Below are 14,310 nucleotides of genomic sequence, written 5' to 3' on the forward strand. Positions count from 1 at the left end.
GTCACGATCTCCCTTGGTTTTCATATGCGTCTCTGAAATCTGCGCCGACTTCGCCCAGGAACCGCTCTTCCGCGGCGCGGGCAATTTCGCCGTAACGATCGACGTAGAGCTGCCACATCTTTGCACTTGAGCCGCCGGCGAGAAGCTTCTCTATCAACCCGGCGTCTTGCATTTCGCGTTCAATCGCATCGGGGTCAAAGCTGTCGATCATACGGCGTAGGGCGGTTTGCAGCGCGGTCCATGTGCGCACCTGATGGTCGTTCAGATCGCGGAAAGCCCAGTTCACGGCGTCTTCGGGCGCGAGATACCCTTCTCCGCGTGGTTGAAGAAGGGCCGACAGTCCGTCATCAGTTGTGGCCAGGAATTTCAAGGGGTTCACGTTGGCGCTGGCGATGATTGTTTGGGCCACGCGCACGCGGTTTTTTTCTTCGGCACGTGTGCGTAGGAGGGCCATAACGCCCTCGACCAGCGCGCGCAGGCAACGTCCTATGCGCTCCATTTCTTCCTCGCTGGCCTCGAGGGACATTGGCGTCGATGATAAACCCATGCCGCGAAAAAAGGCTTCTCGCAGAGCGACGTCAGTGCCTGAAGGTGCAAGCGGAACCTGTGCCGATGCGGAGGGCGTATCAGTGCTCTTTGGTGAAGTCTCCTCCGTATTTTCGTATACTGGTGCATTGGTGTGTATCGCTGCTTGCGCTGGGCGCTGGTCCCTTTTGGGGGGAGACGCTTGAGCGGCAGCGTTTTCGCTGAGCCCAAATGGGTCGCTTGACGATGGTGGGGGCGGCTTCTGCGGAGGGTGTTCCTCGGTTCTTTTTGGGGGCTCGCCGCGGGTACGGCTTCGATTATTGCCAGTGGAATCTGTAGGTTGCCAAAAATCGTTCTCTGCGGCTGTGGTAGGTTCGGTGACGGGTGTATCGCTGAAGTAGCTGCCAAATCCTCCGTTCTTGCTTTTCTCTTCTTTTGGTTCTTGGGGAGTTGCCCGTGGAGCTCCACGCAGATCGAGATCAAATGGATCGTCTTGATCCAAGGGGCGAGGTGGCGGAGATTCTTCACGATCTTGACTTTCGTCGCGGGTTTCTTCTCGCAACCCAAACGGGTCGGGTAAACTGTCCGGGCGTTTTTTTGGTGTGGGCGCGACCTCTTCTGCGCCAAATTCGAAGGAAAACACGCCTGCCCCGGAGCGATTGGGTGATGGTTGATCCTGACCGCTACGCACGGTCATTTCTTCGATCCGCAGTACAAAATCACCCAATCTCAAACGCATGCCTGCATCGACGGGCACCGAATTTCCTGCGCCCACGGGATTGGCTGCATTGTCTATGAAAAGTCCACCTGACGATGCGTCTGTCACGATGATACGTCCGCGTTCTTCGGTGATGATGGCATGGCTGCGTGAGACAAACTTGTCGGGATCATCAATTTGCCAATCGGCATCCGCGCCCCGACCAATCACCAAACGGCCCCCTCCAAATTCTTTTTCGGAGACCAACTGTGGATGGGGCGCGTTTTCCAATACAAACCTGAGAGTCATCCGGCCAATCTCCTTGACGTGTTGTTGGCAGGGGCAGGTCGGCCAGCGAGATCACTAAACGCGAGATCTTCGGCGCCCTTTGTAGGATCGGGTGCAAGCCAACTGGTGCGGCCGAGCTGGCTGTGCCCCAATTGGGCGGCAGGTACTTCGCCGGCGGCGAGAACAAGCCGCAAAGAAAAGACGGTTTCGCGTCCTGCGGCAAACAGGACCGAATGATGCAGACGTTCCCAAGTTACCGTGCTTTCCAGAAACTGGTTGAATTGCTCTTGCGTGAGTGGGCCAAGACGAATTTCCGCTTGATCTGCTCGATCAAAAAACCGCGCGCCCATGACTGCGGCGGTTCCAAGAGCAGCATGAGCCTGCCCCAACTGCGACTGTAAGTGTTTCGGAATGTCGACCCAACGGCCAGTGAATTCCTCCAAGGAAACGGGCACACCCACCACGGTTTCCAGGAAGGCGGTGAGCCGTTCCGGGCTTCGGGCTTGAAGCGCAAGCGAGGTGGCATGGCGCAACTTTGCGCCTTCAAGATGGTGATCGGGGCTGACAGTGCCGGGCAAGCCCTGACCCGCGAGGGAACGCATCAGAGCGGTGACCCTACCTCCGTCGCCAAAAGCCACATGGATGTCGGCGCGGGCATCCGCCCAGGCCCGCCAATACAATGCGATTACCCGGTGCTGTAGCATATTGATGAAATCAAGAAAGGCCTTGTCCGCAGCGGCGCCTTCTCCTTCGCCAGCAAACCACCGATTGGACATCCGGGCCATGATCCAGCGGGTTAGATGCAAAGGCATCGGGCCTTCAGGTCCTATCAAGCCAAGCACGTTGCTATCGATCCGTATTGGTGTGTTTTCCGATCCAGGTGTGAGCGCTTCAACATCACTGGCGGCAAAATTCATGCGCGGGAGTTGTCCGAGACGTGCGGGTTCTTTGGACGCGTCGCCTGAGCGACCAAAACGTGTCGCTTCAGTTTCGAGTTGTCGCAACAACTCGAAGAAGTCCATCCTGCCTATGCTGTCTGCAAGCGCGTCTAAATCAGCGCGCGTGTGCCCGGCGTCATCGGCCATGTCACCTCCGTCTGATGTTGGGAAAGTCGCGTGCGGGTCCGCACAAAGGAATTGATGCTTGTGTGGCGTGCAAACAGTTGTGCCAGTAGGGCTGACAGCAATAGTCGGGAGCCACCGGAAAGCACGCCGTCATCCACTTCGAGCGTGATGTCGGTGCCGTGGCCAAAGCAGATTGGCCCGGGGCGAGCGATGCGTTCAATCAACCGTTTGGATGTAACACGCGTGATGGATTGGCCGTGGCGGGCCAGTTTCGGGTCGCCACGCCCAGCATAAAGTTGAATGAGTGCGCGCAGGGGCTCGGCATTTTTTTCGTCAGCGGCCAGTGAGATGTGGTTCAGGGAGAGTTGCGAAATCCAGCGCCACGTCAGGTCGTCCATGCGCTCCTCTCCGCCCACGCCCGAGGGAAGGGTCGCGCGCAGAGAGGGGCGGGGGCGCCGCATCGGGCGCAGCAGTGTGACACCTGTCACAGGATCGCCGGTTTCGACGCTGAGACGGGGGGTGTCATCCAGTATAGGCAGGTCGCGATTGGTGCATAGCGCCCGGATGTCCACACGACGGATCGGTTTTACGCCTTTGCGATGAGCCGGGATTGCGACGGAGATATAAAGATCATCGCCGGTGTAACTGGAGCGTGTCTGACCGCGACGGAGTTCGTCCGTGTTTGGGCGACGGGGGCGTCGCTCACAGGCGTAGACATGGCCGCTGTCGGCTTGTTGCTCGACAGAAAATAGTGGGGTGATCTGGGCCTGGGGACCTTGGACCTCGCCATCCTCCATGCGCATTAATCGGTAAATCTCATAATCCCAGGGACGGGTGCGGTCCGCGTGTACAATATGGCTGGAGCGGTGGATTTTGAGATCCACCAAGTTGCACTCATGCTCAAAAAGGTTGACCAGGGGCGTGGCAAAAAGGTGGAAATCCTCGGCTTTGATCTCGGCCAAAGAGGGATCCGATTGGCGTAGTAGGACTATCAGTTCCAGTTTGCGTTTGGACGTTTTACGGACGGCGGATGCAAGGTTCTTAAAGCGCGCGGCATAGAACCTTTCCGGCATTAAAAAGTACTCCCGTAACAGGCGGTAGCCTTCGAAAGAAGACCGCACACGGGGCAACAAAGCCTCGCGGTCAGAGATGCCGATCATTTGCGGGCTTGGCATCTCTGAAAAAGGCGCGGTTATAGCGTCGGAGGGGCGAGCCAATACAGGGCCACCAAAGCCAAAGAAGGCATCAAAAACAGCACCGCCACGTCCGCTGGCGCCATAGTAAATGTCTAGCTGGTCTAGAGACAGTTCAGAGAGGCTCCCGGCGCCGCGGCGTTCCAGTGTGATGCGAATACCAGCCTCATGGTCGCGCAACTGGGTGTCGCTCACTCCGGCTTGCACAAGCGCACCGCGGTCCTGCAAAAACTCCGCGCTAGAGATTTTGATCGGCCATAGGTGTACAGCTTGGCTGCTGGTGTAGGTGGCTCGGGTTTGCAGCCCTTCACGCAAAGAGGCAATGAAGCGCGTACCGCGTGCCATCACATGACCGTCGATCATGCGATCGACCTGGGGGCCGGGTTCAATTGTCGCCATGGTCATTGCTGGAGCCGGGCCAGCCAAATCGGGATAAAGTGCATCAAGAAGGTTGCGGACGTAGCGGGAGCTTTCTCCATCCACTTTGAGACGCGTACGCGCCGACAAGTACGCGACGCCTTCGAGCAGGCGTTCAACATAAGGATCAGGGCACGGCACGGACGCAATAGAAAGATTGCCGGCCACATTGGGGTGAAGTGTGGCGAACTCCTTGGCGAGCGATCGGATGTGGCCCAACTCTTCTTCGTAATACTCTAGGAAGGCTTGATCCATTAGGTGCCCTCCAACTCGGTTGTGGCCTGACCGCTGTCCAGATCGATGGCGGTTGACAGGCGTAGCCGCTCGGGTGCTGGCGACATCAACAATAGGCCGTCGATCTCAATACGCATGCCTGATTTACTACCGACCTTGACCTTCACGCGTAGACTGTCAGGCCGTAGCCGCGGTTCGAAAACCGTGAGCACCTCGCGCAATTCCCGGGCCAAAAGGTCTGTATCAAAATCGCTACCGAGTTTGCCGGAAAAAGACGGCACACCATAATTCACCACAGAGCGCCGCACTTCGGGAAAGTCCTCCAAAATCTGCGACGGGCTATCGTATCTGCGTGCCTCTTTCTCCGTGAACAAATAGTCCGCCTCCAGTCTTTCGATATTAAAAAGCATCTCAATGTCGCGTCGGACCGCCTCGCGTAATACATCTGGTGTCACGACCACGCCGCCATCCCGAAGCCGTCTCAGTGCCGCTTGCCGGGATAAATAACGATGTGCGAGCGCACGACCGTCGTCATCCAGGTCCGGATGTGCTGCAATGGTGCGAGCCTCTCCCGCAATCAGCTTGTCAACGGTGGCCTCATCACCCTTGAGTACACGGGACAACTCTTTGCGCAGCCCTTGGGTTTCCGCCAAAAGCCCCGGCAAATCATCAATTAGCCTGTCCCACAGTGAGGGCTGAACGGCCTCCTGCAGAGCTGCAGGAGGAGTGTCGTGATCAGCGACCATGGCGAGCATCCTGCGTCAGGGTTAGACCCCGGCCGCGATGTCGTAGGTGATTTCATGTTCGTCGCCGGCAGAGTGGTCTTCTTCCTGAACTGTGTATTTGACGGTTACGTTCTCAAATACGGCGCCCAGCACCTCTTCAACCAGCTGGCCGCCTTCATCTTCACCGACACCAATCATTTCAAACTTGGAAATGGTGACGTTTTCCATGGTGATGTGCAGATAGTCGATGTGGGCATCACCAGAGTCTTTGCGGAGGAATAGCTCCCATTTGGCAAAGGACTTGCCCTGCATACAGGCCAAAGCCAGATAGGGTGACGCCGCATCCAGATGCTTTTTCATCAGCAGCGCGTCGACCTGCGCGCGGGCGCGCGCGCGACCCTTACCAATTTGTGCCGCAGACCCCTGTTCGATGTTCCACGAAATGTCGTGAACATCAATCTGGTCCTCGTGATCGACCCTTTGGCTTTCACCGGGAATTTCTTCGATACTCAGATAACCTGTTAGTGCCATTTGATTTCTCCATTTTACTGGTTACGAAAATCAGGATTTGACGGAAGGCAACTCCGATACGAGACGTAGAGAGGCGTTGATACCTTCCAGTTGATAGTGGGGGCGTAGGAAAAAACGGGCGTTGTAATACCCTGGTCGCCCCTCGACGCTGTCCACTTGAACTTCGGCTGCCGCCAAGGGGCGCTTTGCTTTGGCCGCATCATCCGCCATGGCCGGGTTGGCCAACACATAGCGGTTGATCCACTCGCTGAGCCAGATCTGCATATCTCCGCGTTCTTTGAACGTGCCGACCTTGTCACGTGCGATCGCCTTAAGGTAATGGGCAAATCGGCTGACCGGGAAAAGGTAAGGCAAGTTGGCTGAGAGGCGTTCATTGGCTTGGGCGTCCGGATCTACGAGGCGTCCGGCGCGCGCTTCGTCGTCTTGTAGGCTGTGTGCGCCGATAAAGGCCGCGACGTCCGTGTTCTTGCGGTGCAGGATTGGCATCATGCCCAGTTTGGCCAGTTCCGCTTCGCGACGGTCGTCAATCGCGATCTCGGTTGGGCATTTCATAGCCACAGATCCATCATCCGTCGGGAAGGTATGGACCGGTAGGTTCATCACTGTACCACCAGATTCCACGCCACGGATTTGGGTGCCCCAACCAGAGATTTTGTGGCTGCGGTTGATGTTCACCCCCATGGCATAAGCCGCGTTCATCCAGGTGTAGTGGTCGTGCTTGCCATCAATGACTTCTTCGAAATCGAAGCCTTTGACCGGTACGGTTTCGGCACCATACGGCAAGCGTCCTAGAACACGGGGCATGGCAAGCCCGATGTACCGCGCATCTTCGCTTTCTCGCAAAGACTGCCAACTGGCATATTCCGGGCTTGAAACGATCTGCTCCAGATCCTGTGGATTGGGCAGTTCTTGCCAGCTTTCCATGCGGAAGAGCTGCGGTGCGACGGCCGCAATGAACGGTGCGTGCGCGGAGGCTGCAATGCCGGAGATATTACGTAATAAGCCCACGTCTTTTGGTTTGTGGCTAAACTCATAGTCGCCCACAATTGCCCCAAATGGTTCACCACCCAGCATCGAGTATTCATCAGTGTAGACTTTTTTGAAGATCGGAGACTGGTCCCACATCTGACCTTCGTAGTCCTCTAGGTGATCGGCCAGCTCATCTTTCTTGATGTTGAGCACGCGGATCTTGAGTTTCTGATCGGTCTCGGTGTTGTTTATCAGATAGTGCAGACCACGCCATGAACCTTCCATTTTGGAAATTTCCGGCGCGTGTAAAATCTCGTTCATCTGATCCGACAGAATCTGATCGATGCCGCCAATCAGAGATTTGATGGATTTGATTGCATTTCCGGATATGGCTGTTGTGCCGGACCGTTCTTGCGCCGCAACTGCGAGATTGGACACCAAAGCCTTGAGCTTCTCGCCTTCCTTGTCTTTGACGCGGAAGTCTTTTTCCAGCAAATCACTGAATTCGCCAAGATCAAGCGCCTCAGCTTCTGCGGCGGCGCCACCGGTTTTGAGTTCTTCATCAGCCACGACTTAGCCCTCCTCTTTTTCCGCTTCCACAGCCGCTTCGGCGGCTTGTTGGAGCAGTGGTTCGTTGTTGAGAAGCTGAGCGATGCGCTTTTCCGCATCCACCTTGCCATCCATGTAGCTCAGCAGTTCTTCTAGCTGACCACGCATCTTGAGCAGCTCAGCAAGCGCGGGCACCTGTTCGGCTATTTTGTCGGGTGCAAAGTCGCCCATATTTTTGAACGTGAGGTCGACAAAAAGCTCTTCGTCTTTTTCTTCTCCCTCTGCCGCAGGAAGCGTATTTGGAACCCGCGTTTTGACCCGCGGAGAGAGCGCTTCCATGAACTTTCCAAAGCGGCCAGCGTCGGTTTCCACAAAAGCGCGGTCATTGATTGGTTTTTGGGCTTCGGGCGTTTCGCTTGCACCGGCTAGGTCGGCCATGACGCCCATGACAAACGGCAGTTCGATGGTTGTTGGGCTGCCGTAGTGTTCTACATCATAAGCGATTTGGACCCGCGGGGCCCGATTGCGCTCTATGACCTTCTGCTTACTCGTGTTCATTCTTCAAAAGCCCTCCTTAGCAATGCTACTTTTTGCGGCTGTCTTCGACCCCCGCGATATTTCGAAATTCCTTCAGGCCAGACGGTGCGACTTCCTCCATCAGTTCCAGAAAATCCATTGCCACCATGCGTCGCATGCGCCGGGCGAGATGGGGGATGGGGCTGGACGGCTCCGTGCGCTCATAAAAATCCACGATCCGATCCAATGCGGATTCAACGTCTTCACGGGAATTGACCGCTGCAGAGGCCGTGGAAACAGCGTTGTGGTCTGTTGGCGCGGCACCGTTGGTCCGCACTGCGGAAGCGGCACTTGCACCGGCTTCGGGTTGTGGAGCGTTGTCATTGATCACTGCAATGGCGCTCTCTAATGTGGCTTTGATCTGCGCCAAATACTCGGCCATTTCCGACAGGGTGAGACCCGTTCCGTCGGTAATGGCGGACAGGTTTGCAAACTTCTCGACAAGAGCGGCAGTGCTGGTTTCACACTCTGCAATGCTGGTGACCATCTGTGCCGCCGCCTCGCCGTCTTGATCGGCAAATAAGCGGGACGCTGCGTTAACCCGATTGACCAAGTCTTCATGTTTGGCGGAAAGAGCGTCTTTTTCATTCTGGCTAAGACCATCAGCAGCGCGACTGAGCATGTCATAGTTGCTGAGCGAAGCTTTGGCTAAATCGTCGCCAAAAATGGCACCAATGCCGCGCGGATTGAGCACCACATCAAACTTTAGATCTCCAAGCAAACCGTTGTCGTCGTTTTCGAGCTGGCGCAGGGCATTGGCACGGGGCAGGGTGGCCATCTTTGGATCGTCCCGTTCGCGCAAGGCTGGATGCAGTGTGTCCCAATGCTGATCCAAGGTGTCGATCAGCAGTTTTAGACCAGTGTTGAGACCTTCAAATTCATTTTGCGCGTAGAGGGCTCGCACAACAATCACGAGCAGGCGCAGATCCCGCCCTTTCATTGCGAGCGCCGATGCGTCCGTTGCTACAACTGTCCAATCAACATCCGGTGTTTTTGGATTGATTGACCCGTCGTCGTTCAGGCGATGTTCACGTCCGGCTGGCTGGACCATTCGCTCAAGAGAGTGAAATTCACTCTCATTTCTGAGTTCAATACCGGACGGAGAGTCCCCCTCTAGAGGTCCGAGGAGGCTGGAAATATCCATGCCTCATTCTCCAAAATGAAAAAATTCTTAGCGACTTAAAACCCATCCAGCATCACAGAAGTTTATGATTCGAGCAAGTTTGGCTGAGCGTGGCGATTTCCGAGGCGTGTCAAATCAAACTACTTTTGGTCAGTTTCACTTTTTACGTGTAGCCACAAAGAGGTAGGCCCATTCACCGCGAAAGTCGCCATGGCTGCTACGAACCTGTGCAATCCGATCCTGAAGAAATGTCAAATATGCCGCGGCAGGCTCAACAAACGGGCGCGGCTCTTCATAGAGGGGATGACTGGCGGCGTAGGCAACAGCGATGTCCTGGCCAAATGGCGGTGCAATTTCCAGAACCAACGCCGGTGGTGCGCCGGTTTCCGGGTCAGGCCGTCCGATTGAAAACACCGCGGCCGGATCATAGGCTTTCAGTGGACGTTGCGCGCTTGGCACCAAATGTATCACGTCTCCGTTAGCATCGAAGTAGTCAAGATAAACAAAGGCGGGGTAGTCTGGAGCTTCCAGGTCAACGATCAGCCGTTGACCCGCTACAAAGTTGTAGGTCTTCACTTGGGATTGGTCTCCCACAAGCATTGGATCGGTGAACTGTTCCTCGGATTGTGGCAGATCCAGTTGGTCCAAAGATGTTAGGATGGCGCACTGTGGGGGAGGCAAAATCAACAATTGATCCTGTAACGGAAGACCTGCACCAAGTTGATTTGAAAGGGCGGATAAAAGCGGCGCGCGTTGAGCTTCGTCGCGCAAGTGGCCTCGTAATTCCAACGCGCCGGTATCCGGGTCAAAGGCGGTTTGCACCCGCGCGCAATTCGGGGCTTTAAGTGCCGCCGCGAGCGCGTCCCGCATATTTCGACCTGTAGAAGAGTCTGGACGTAAGAAGGCTGCAACAGTGTTTAGGCTGGATGCGTCAAACGATGGGGCTCCACTCCAGTCGAAGGCTGCGGCGACAAGTGGTGCGGCAGGCTTTTGCGCTGAGTATTGCGGGTGGGGTGGTGCTGCTGCGTGGATGGGTACCGATGCCGGCTTTTTGGTGTTTAGGAGGAGTTCTCCCAATTCTGCCGCAACTTGGGTGGAAAGGGCTTGCGGGGTTGAGGTTACGGGTTGGCTGATCAGACCTTCCGCTTGCACCAGAACTGCGTCAGTCGACAACGAGGGAACGGGGAAACTACCCGTGGACAGCGGAATGTGCGTGGCTGGGGAGATTAGCGTATCCGTGACCCGTGTAATGGACGTCGCAGCGCTTTCGAGAAACGCGGAGGGAAGATTCGCGCTTGCACCTACGCGCGAAGACTGCACCGCGTCGCGGGAAGTCAGCGCCGGAGTTGCGAGTGAGGGTAAACTATCGGCCTCCAGTTGCTGCGCGTCAGGTGCCGCCGGGCGGGCTTCTAACCGTGGTACCCGTGTCACCGCGAGGCTGAGACTGCTTTCGGGTTGGGTTTGCTGCGGAACCGGTGTGGGTGCCACAAGCGCCAATCCCAAAGTGGCGGCCCCGCCGTGGAGACCAAGTGAACCAAAAGTGGCAAGGACCATACGCAATCTCATGGCGTAACCACAAGGACCACTTCTGCAAGGGCGGCGGCTTCAAGGGCCTCGGTGATTGGCAACACAAACCTGAGAGGCGTTGCGCGGTGGGCATTCACGCGCAGGAGTTTTGTCTGATCGCGCTGGGCAATGTCTTTTGTCACCGCCAGCCACGTTTCGACATCATGCACCGTGCCGTTGACTGCGATCTGGCCGTCGCGAGCAATGCTAATTGTGATGCCTCCTCCAGGCATGTCTCGCCCGGATGCGGCGCTGGGCGGGACGACCTCAAATGGCGCAGTGGCATCCAAGCGTGCCACCAGCATGAAGAACACGAGCAGAAAAAAGACAACATCCACCAAGGCAATGATTGGCTCGTTTTGGGGGCGACGCTGTGGTCGGCTCAGGTCGTATTGCTGAGGTGGAGGGAGGGAAAAACGCCGGGTCATGGCTGGCTCTCAATCCGGACAACGCGGACGTTTTTTAGGCTAGCCAGTGCCAACGCATCTAGAGTATCGGTCAAGGAGTAAAGAGGGGCGAAACCAGAGGGCAAAATCAGCACCTGCGGGGGTGGGACTTCTGCCGCTAAGGAATTTAGAGCTTTGGCTTGATTTGTTTCGTCAATCCAGAGACCGCGCAGGTTCATGGTACCTGCGCTGGAGATCCGCAAAAGAACGCGTGTGCCTTCATTTGTGGTGCTTTCCTGTTGGCTTTGGGCTGGGAAATCCGCCTTTCGAGTGACTGGGATCATGTCAAGATCCAGGTAAACGGAGGTCACCATGAAATAGACCAGCAGAATAAACAGCACATCGATCAGAGGCACCAGAGAGATGCGTCCACGCGCGGCCTGTGGGCGGTCCAAAGTCATTGTGACGACTCCGGAGAGTTTGTTGGGCTAGGCTTTGGAGCAGCCGCCAAACGAATCCCGGCCAAGACGGTCTCGACTTCTTGCGTTTCGGCTTCGGCCCGGGCGGTGAGCCAAGCGGCTTCTGCCAGCGCAGGAATGGCGACGACCAGCCCCGCTGCGGTGGTTAGTAGAGCTTGCCAAATCCCGCCTGCAAGAATGGATGCATTTGCCGCGCCTTCGGCAAGTTCCAACGATCGAAAGGATTGGATCATACCAAGCACGGTGCCCAAAAGGCCAAGTAAGGGCGCGACCATCCCAATCAGTTCCAAAGTGCGAATACCGGAGAAAAGGCGCGTCACCTCGCGTTGTGCCGCGGGGTGCAGCGTTTCAGAGACGTGAGCGCCGCCTTGTCCTAGCTGCAGACGACTTGCCGCTGCTTCAGCTATCTGATCAGCCGCGGCTTGGCCCCTTGGAGGGGCGGGTACTGTGCCTTCCTCTAAGGCGATTAGCCAGCGAGTACGCGCATCGCTCCCCCTTGTGCGAAGCCCCAGGTTAATGAGGCGTGCGAGAAACACTGCAACTGACAGGACAGACAACAGCCCCAACAGAAGGAGCACCGGCAGCGCGGATCCTAGATCAAGAATGTTTGTCATTTGATCAGCGGCACCGCGGCCCGGCTTGATAGAGTGACAATTGGATAACAGTCGCGAGGCTCTGCGTTTTGTGGCGTGCATGCGGGGATGTCATGCAAAAGCAACTCGCCAATCTGGGGGCAAGTGATGTCCGGGAACTCGAAGAGTTTGAGGGACGTGCGGGCCACTGGAATTGGCGCGGCGTCAACGGTCAGCAACTGGTTGATGATCCCGTCGGTGTCCAAAATGGCAAAGGACAATTCTAAGGCCTCAAAGCTTATGCCCGCTTCGTTGCGGAATAGGAAGAAGGCCTGACAGGTGGCTTCGCCAGCTTCCAGCTTATTGAGCTCCACAGAAAGCTGCCCAGTGAGTTGTTCCTGCGACTGTGAGGGCGTGGTCAGCGTAAGAGAAAGAAAAAATGTCAGTGTCTGGAAAAGGGTCTTTCGCAATGGATCGCTCCTATGGCTGAAACGAAACAAGCCTAGCCAGTGAGACGATTCTTGTAAAATCCCGCCCAGTCGCGCGTCTTCGCCTAGGCTCAATCAAAGTGATACAGAACGGGGCATCGACACAAACTTGATGGCTGTGCTACCTTCATTTTGACTTGGCAGTGTGTCGAGTAAGGTCCGTGCCGCAAATTTTGTGCCGCAAGGGCAGTGAAAGGAGTTGAGCGTTTTGGACGTTAAGACCCCGCAGACAAAGACCCACGCGGAGCAAGCAAATACGCATATAGATGGCGTGGTGATTGGACTTTTGCTTGGTTTTGAGGATGGGAAACCACTGGTGGTGTTTCCGGGGAATCCCGAGGATGTAGCCCTAGCAGCCCGCAGCCTTTGCCCGCTTTCTCCCAAGGAGGTCGGCGGTGAGGTTGCGCTGCTTTTTGAGGACGGCGCATGGGATCGGCCCTTGATCGTGGGGCGCATTTTTGACCCAGTCAAGGCATCAGATGCGCCTCCAATGCAAGTAATCAGCGATGGTCAAACGCTTAAGGTGACTGCGGAACAACGTATTGAACTGCGCGTCGGAAAATCGGCAATTGTGATGGAAGCGGATGGTCATATCACTATTCGTGGCAAACATTTGGTCAGCCAGGCTTCGGGGGCAAACCGTATTCGGGGTGCCTCGGTAAACCTTAACTGATGTCTGTGCCGATCCTGAAAGACATCGTGCGCCAACATGCCGAAGAGGCGGCACATCTGTGGGTAACTTACGACTGGCATCTTCTGAACCCCGATGAAAACCCCGATATGGATGAGGAGCGGCTGGATCGGTTGATCGAGAGGCTTGAGGCGCATTTGGATGCGATGCGGGTGGCCGGAAAACACGGGCTAAAAATTGCGCAGGAGCGGTATGAAGAGTTTCCCGAAGCAGGAGAGCTGTTTTTATTGCGCATGTTGCAGCCGGAAGCGGCTAACTTGCGTGTGCGTGAGCTAGACTTGGAGGCAGTGCGGGAGTTTTTGGCGGCTAAGCTGGAAGGTTACGCAACGCCGACCTGATTAATACGGGTCCAAACGGCACCATCGAATGTCAAAACATCCTTGTCACCCAGGCTCCACAGTTTTTGAGGGCCACGTCCGAGGTTGTAAAATGAGCTCGCCAGCGTCATGGGCTCGAGCGCTGGTGTCAATCCGTCTGCCTCATTCCAAGTCATCAAGGCGCGCATCATGGCGCAATAGACCTCACCATTAAACTCCACTATGCCCCAGATGTCTTGCAACGGTGACGGCGGTGTAGAAACTAAAAATTCGTCGCGCCGTCCTTTAGCGACAATTCCGGTCATTCCGCCTGCATATACAAATCCATCTGATGCGCAGTGCACGCAGGTGAATGCCAAGTTCGTAGCGCATTGGACAGGTGACCAGGTGGCGCCATCAAACCACCAGACAACGCCATCCCGCCCCGCTGCATACATCTCGTTTTGGGAAAATCCATCGATGGCTTCAAGATGGTTTTGTGGGAACTCTTTTCTCAAGTTGGCGTCTGGACCAAACTCGGTCCAGGTACCGTCCTCGCTTCTGCGGTATGCAGCGAGGTTTCCCCCGCAGGCGACCACGTCGTTGTCCACTTCTGCCACACCGCGAACAGGGTTTTCAGCGCCGTTGATTTCCTCCAATGGCCCTACTGCTCCATCCTCAAAAACCACCGCCTCTCCGTAATGCCCTATTGCGACGACCCGCTTGCCATCGCGCGCCCAAGTAAGATCAGAGACTTCAAAGTCCACAAAAGACAATTCGGTCCCCAATTCAGGCGTTAGAGTGTAGATAGCTGCGTGAGGATCCTCAAACTGGTAGGCGAAATCATCCATGATCAAGGCCATGCACGCCAAATCATCGCTTTGCACCGCGGCGCGCGTTAAGGACATTTTGTTAAAGAAAGGCCGCATGTGTTCTCTTTT

The 14,310-nt window shown here is 56.0% G+C and carries 16 protein-coding genes; 2 read left to right on the plus strand and 14 right to left on the minus strand.

Annotated elements, in window-relative coordinates:
* Position 1: 1 nt before the first annotated feature.
* From tagH to SIB92_RS00275, 13 genes are all read right to left on the minus strand, one after another.
* A complete protein-coding gene (gene tagH, locus SIB92_RS00215) occupies positions 2–1,531 on the minus strand; it encodes a type VI secretion system-associated FHA domain protein TagH (RefSeq protein WP_412553919.1) in 1,530 nt (509 codons plus the stop codon).
* Positions 1,528–2,595, minus strand: a complete 1,068-nt coding sequence (tssG, locus tag SIB92_RS00220) for a type VI secretion system baseplate subunit TssG (protein WP_412553920.1) — start codon at positions 2,593–2,595, stop codon at positions 1,528–1,530. The genes tagH and tssG overlap by 4 nt, the downstream gene beginning before the upstream one ends.
* Positions 2,559–4,439 (minus strand): type VI secretion system baseplate subunit TssF, encoded by a 1,881-nt coding sequence (tssF, locus tag SIB92_RS00225; protein ID WP_412553921.1) that lies wholly within the window; start codon positions 4,437–4,439, stop codon positions 2,559–2,561. The genes tssG and tssF overlap by 37 nt, the downstream gene beginning before the upstream one ends.
* Complete coding sequence (locus SIB92_RS00230; protein WP_412553922.1) at positions 4,439–5,164, minus strand: type VI secretion system baseplate subunit TssE; 726 nt, start codon at positions 5,162–5,164, stop codon at positions 4,439–4,441. Before SIB92_RS00230 ends, tssF begins: the two co-directional genes overlap by 1 nt.
* A gap of 21 nt (positions 5,165–5,185) precedes the next feature.
* Positions 5,186–5,674, minus strand: a complete 489-nt coding sequence (locus tag SIB92_RS00235) for an Hcp family type VI secretion system effector (protein WP_412553923.1) — start codon at positions 5,672–5,674, stop codon at positions 5,186–5,188.
* Positions 5,675–5,704: 30 nt separating this feature from the next.
* Positions 5,705–7,213 (minus strand): type VI secretion system contractile sheath large subunit, encoded by a 1,509-nt coding sequence (gene tssC, locus SIB92_RS00240; RefSeq protein ID WP_412553924.1) that lies wholly within the window; start codon positions 7,211–7,213, stop codon positions 5,705–5,707.
* Positions 7,214–7,216: 3 nt separating this feature from the next.
* Positions 7,217–7,750, minus strand: coding sequence for a type VI secretion system contractile sheath small subunit (gene tssB, locus SIB92_RS00245; RefSeq protein ID WP_412553925.1), 534 nt, complete (start codon positions 7,748–7,750; stop codon positions 7,217–7,219).
* A gap of 25 nt (positions 7,751–7,775) precedes the next feature.
* Positions 7,776–8,912 carry a type VI secretion system protein TssA gene (gene tssA, locus SIB92_RS00250; protein WP_412553926.1) on the minus strand — a complete coding sequence of 379 codons (1,137 nt, stop codon included), beginning with the start codon at positions 8,910–8,912 and terminating at the stop codon, positions 7,776–7,778.
* Between the two features lie 135 nt (positions 8,913–9,047).
* On the minus strand, positions 9,048–10,043 hold the full coding sequence (locus tag SIB92_RS00255) for a hypothetical protein (RefSeq protein WP_412553927.1): 996 nt from the start codon (positions 10,041–10,043) through the stop codon (positions 9,048–9,050).
* A gap of 410 nt (positions 10,044–10,453) precedes the next feature.
* Positions 10,454–10,885, minus strand: a complete 432-nt coding sequence (locus tag SIB92_RS00260; RefSeq protein ID WP_412553928.1) for an ExbD/TolR family protein — start codon at positions 10,883–10,885, stop codon at positions 10,454–10,456.
* On the minus strand, positions 10,882–11,304 hold the full coding sequence (locus SIB92_RS00265; RefSeq protein WP_412553929.1) for an ExbD/TolR family protein: 423 nt from the start codon (positions 11,302–11,304) through the stop codon (positions 10,882–10,884). The genes SIB92_RS00260 and SIB92_RS00265 overlap by 4 nt, the downstream gene beginning before the upstream one ends.
* Positions 11,301–12,017: a MotA/TolQ/ExbB proton channel family protein gene (locus SIB92_RS00270; RefSeq protein WP_412553930.1), complete on the minus strand. Its 717-nt coding sequence runs from the start codon at positions 12,015–12,017 to the stop codon at positions 11,301–11,303. The genes SIB92_RS00265 and SIB92_RS00270 overlap by 4 nt, the downstream gene beginning before the upstream one ends.
* A complete protein-coding gene (locus SIB92_RS00275) occupies positions 11,933–12,364 on the minus strand; it encodes a hypothetical protein (protein ID WP_412553931.1) in 432 nt (143 codons plus the stop codon). Before SIB92_RS00275 ends, SIB92_RS00270 begins: the two co-directional genes overlap by 85 nt.
* Before the next feature lie 226 nt (positions 12,365–12,590).
* Between SIB92_RS00275 and SIB92_RS00280 the strand changes: the two genes are divergently transcribed.
* Together SIB92_RS00280 and SIB92_RS00285 are read left to right on the plus strand one after the other, a co-directional pair.
* The gene (locus SIB92_RS00280; RefSeq protein ID WP_412553932.1) at positions 12,591–13,055 is read left to right on the plus strand and encodes a DUF6484 domain-containing protein; all 465 of its coding nucleotides are present in this window, start codon (positions 12,591–12,593) and stop codon (positions 13,053–13,055) included.
* Positions 13,055–13,411 carry a hypothetical protein gene (locus SIB92_RS00285; protein ID WP_412553933.1) on the plus strand — a complete coding sequence of 119 codons (357 nt, stop codon included), beginning with the start codon at positions 13,055–13,057 and terminating at the stop codon, positions 13,409–13,411. Before SIB92_RS00280 ends, SIB92_RS00285 begins: the two co-directional genes overlap by 1 nt.
* On the opposite strand, the gene SIB92_RS00290 is transcribed toward SIB92_RS00285, so the two are convergent.
* On the minus strand, positions 13,393–14,298 hold the full coding sequence (locus tag SIB92_RS00290) for a WD40/YVTN/BNR-like repeat-containing protein (RefSeq protein ID WP_412553934.1): 906 nt from the start codon (positions 14,296–14,298) through the stop codon (positions 13,393–13,395). The two genes, SIB92_RS00285 and SIB92_RS00290, sit on opposite strands and share 19 nt — an antisense overlap.
* Positions 14,299–14,310 lie beyond the last annotated feature (12 nt).

This window comes from Shimia sp. MIT1388, from assembly GCF_047124445.1.
Classification (GTDB): Bacteria; Pseudomonadota; Alphaproteobacteria; order Rhodobacterales; family Rhodobacteraceae; genus Shimia.

Excerpts from the sequence above, each read along its gene's own strand:
- tagH (WP_412553919.1), bottom strand. The coding sequence starts at position 1,531 with ATGACTCTCAGGTTTGTATTGGAAAACGCGCCCCATCCACAGTTGGTC.
- tssG (WP_412553920.1), bottom strand. The coding sequence starts at position 2,595 with ATGGCCGATGACGCCGGGCACACGCGCGCTGATTTAGACGCGCTTGCA.
- tssF (WP_412553921.1), bottom strand. The coding sequence starts at position 4,439 with ATGGATCAAGCCTTCCTAGAGTATTACGAAGAAGAGTTGGGCCACATC.
- SIB92_RS00230 (WP_412553922.1), bottom strand. The coding sequence starts at position 5,164 with ATGGTCGCTGATCACGACACTCCTCCTGCAGCTCTGCAGGAGGCCGTT.
- SIB92_RS00235 (WP_412553923.1), bottom strand. The coding sequence starts at position 5,674 with ATGGCACTAACAGGTTATCTGAGTATCGAAGAAATTCCCGGTGAAAGC.
- tssB (WP_412553925.1), bottom strand. The coding sequence starts at position 7,750 with ATGAACACGAGTAAGCAGAAGGTCATAGAGCGCAATCGGGCCCCGCGG.
- tssA (WP_412553926.1), bottom strand. The coding sequence starts at position 8,912 with ATGGATATTTCCAGCCTCCTCGGACCTCTAGAGGGGGACTCTCCGTCC.
- SIB92_RS00260 (WP_412553928.1), bottom strand. The coding sequence starts at position 10,885 with ATGACCCGGCGTTTTTCCCTCCCTCCACCTCAGCAATACGACCTGAGC.
- SIB92_RS00265 (WP_412553929.1), bottom strand. The coding sequence starts at position 11,304 with ATGACTTTGGACCGCCCACAGGCCGCGCGTGGACGCATCTCTCTGGTG.
- SIB92_RS00270 (WP_412553930.1), bottom strand. The coding sequence starts at position 12,017 with ATGCACGCCACAAAACGCAGAGCCTCGCGACTGTTATCCAATTGTCAC.
- SIB92_RS00285 (WP_412553933.1), top strand. The coding sequence starts at position 13,055 with ATGTCTGTGCCGATCCTGAAAGACATCGTGCGCCAACATGCCGAAGAG.
- SIB92_RS00290 (WP_412553934.1), bottom strand. The coding sequence starts at position 14,298 with ATGCGGCCTTTCTTTAACAAAATGTCCTTAACGCGCGCCGCGGTGCAA.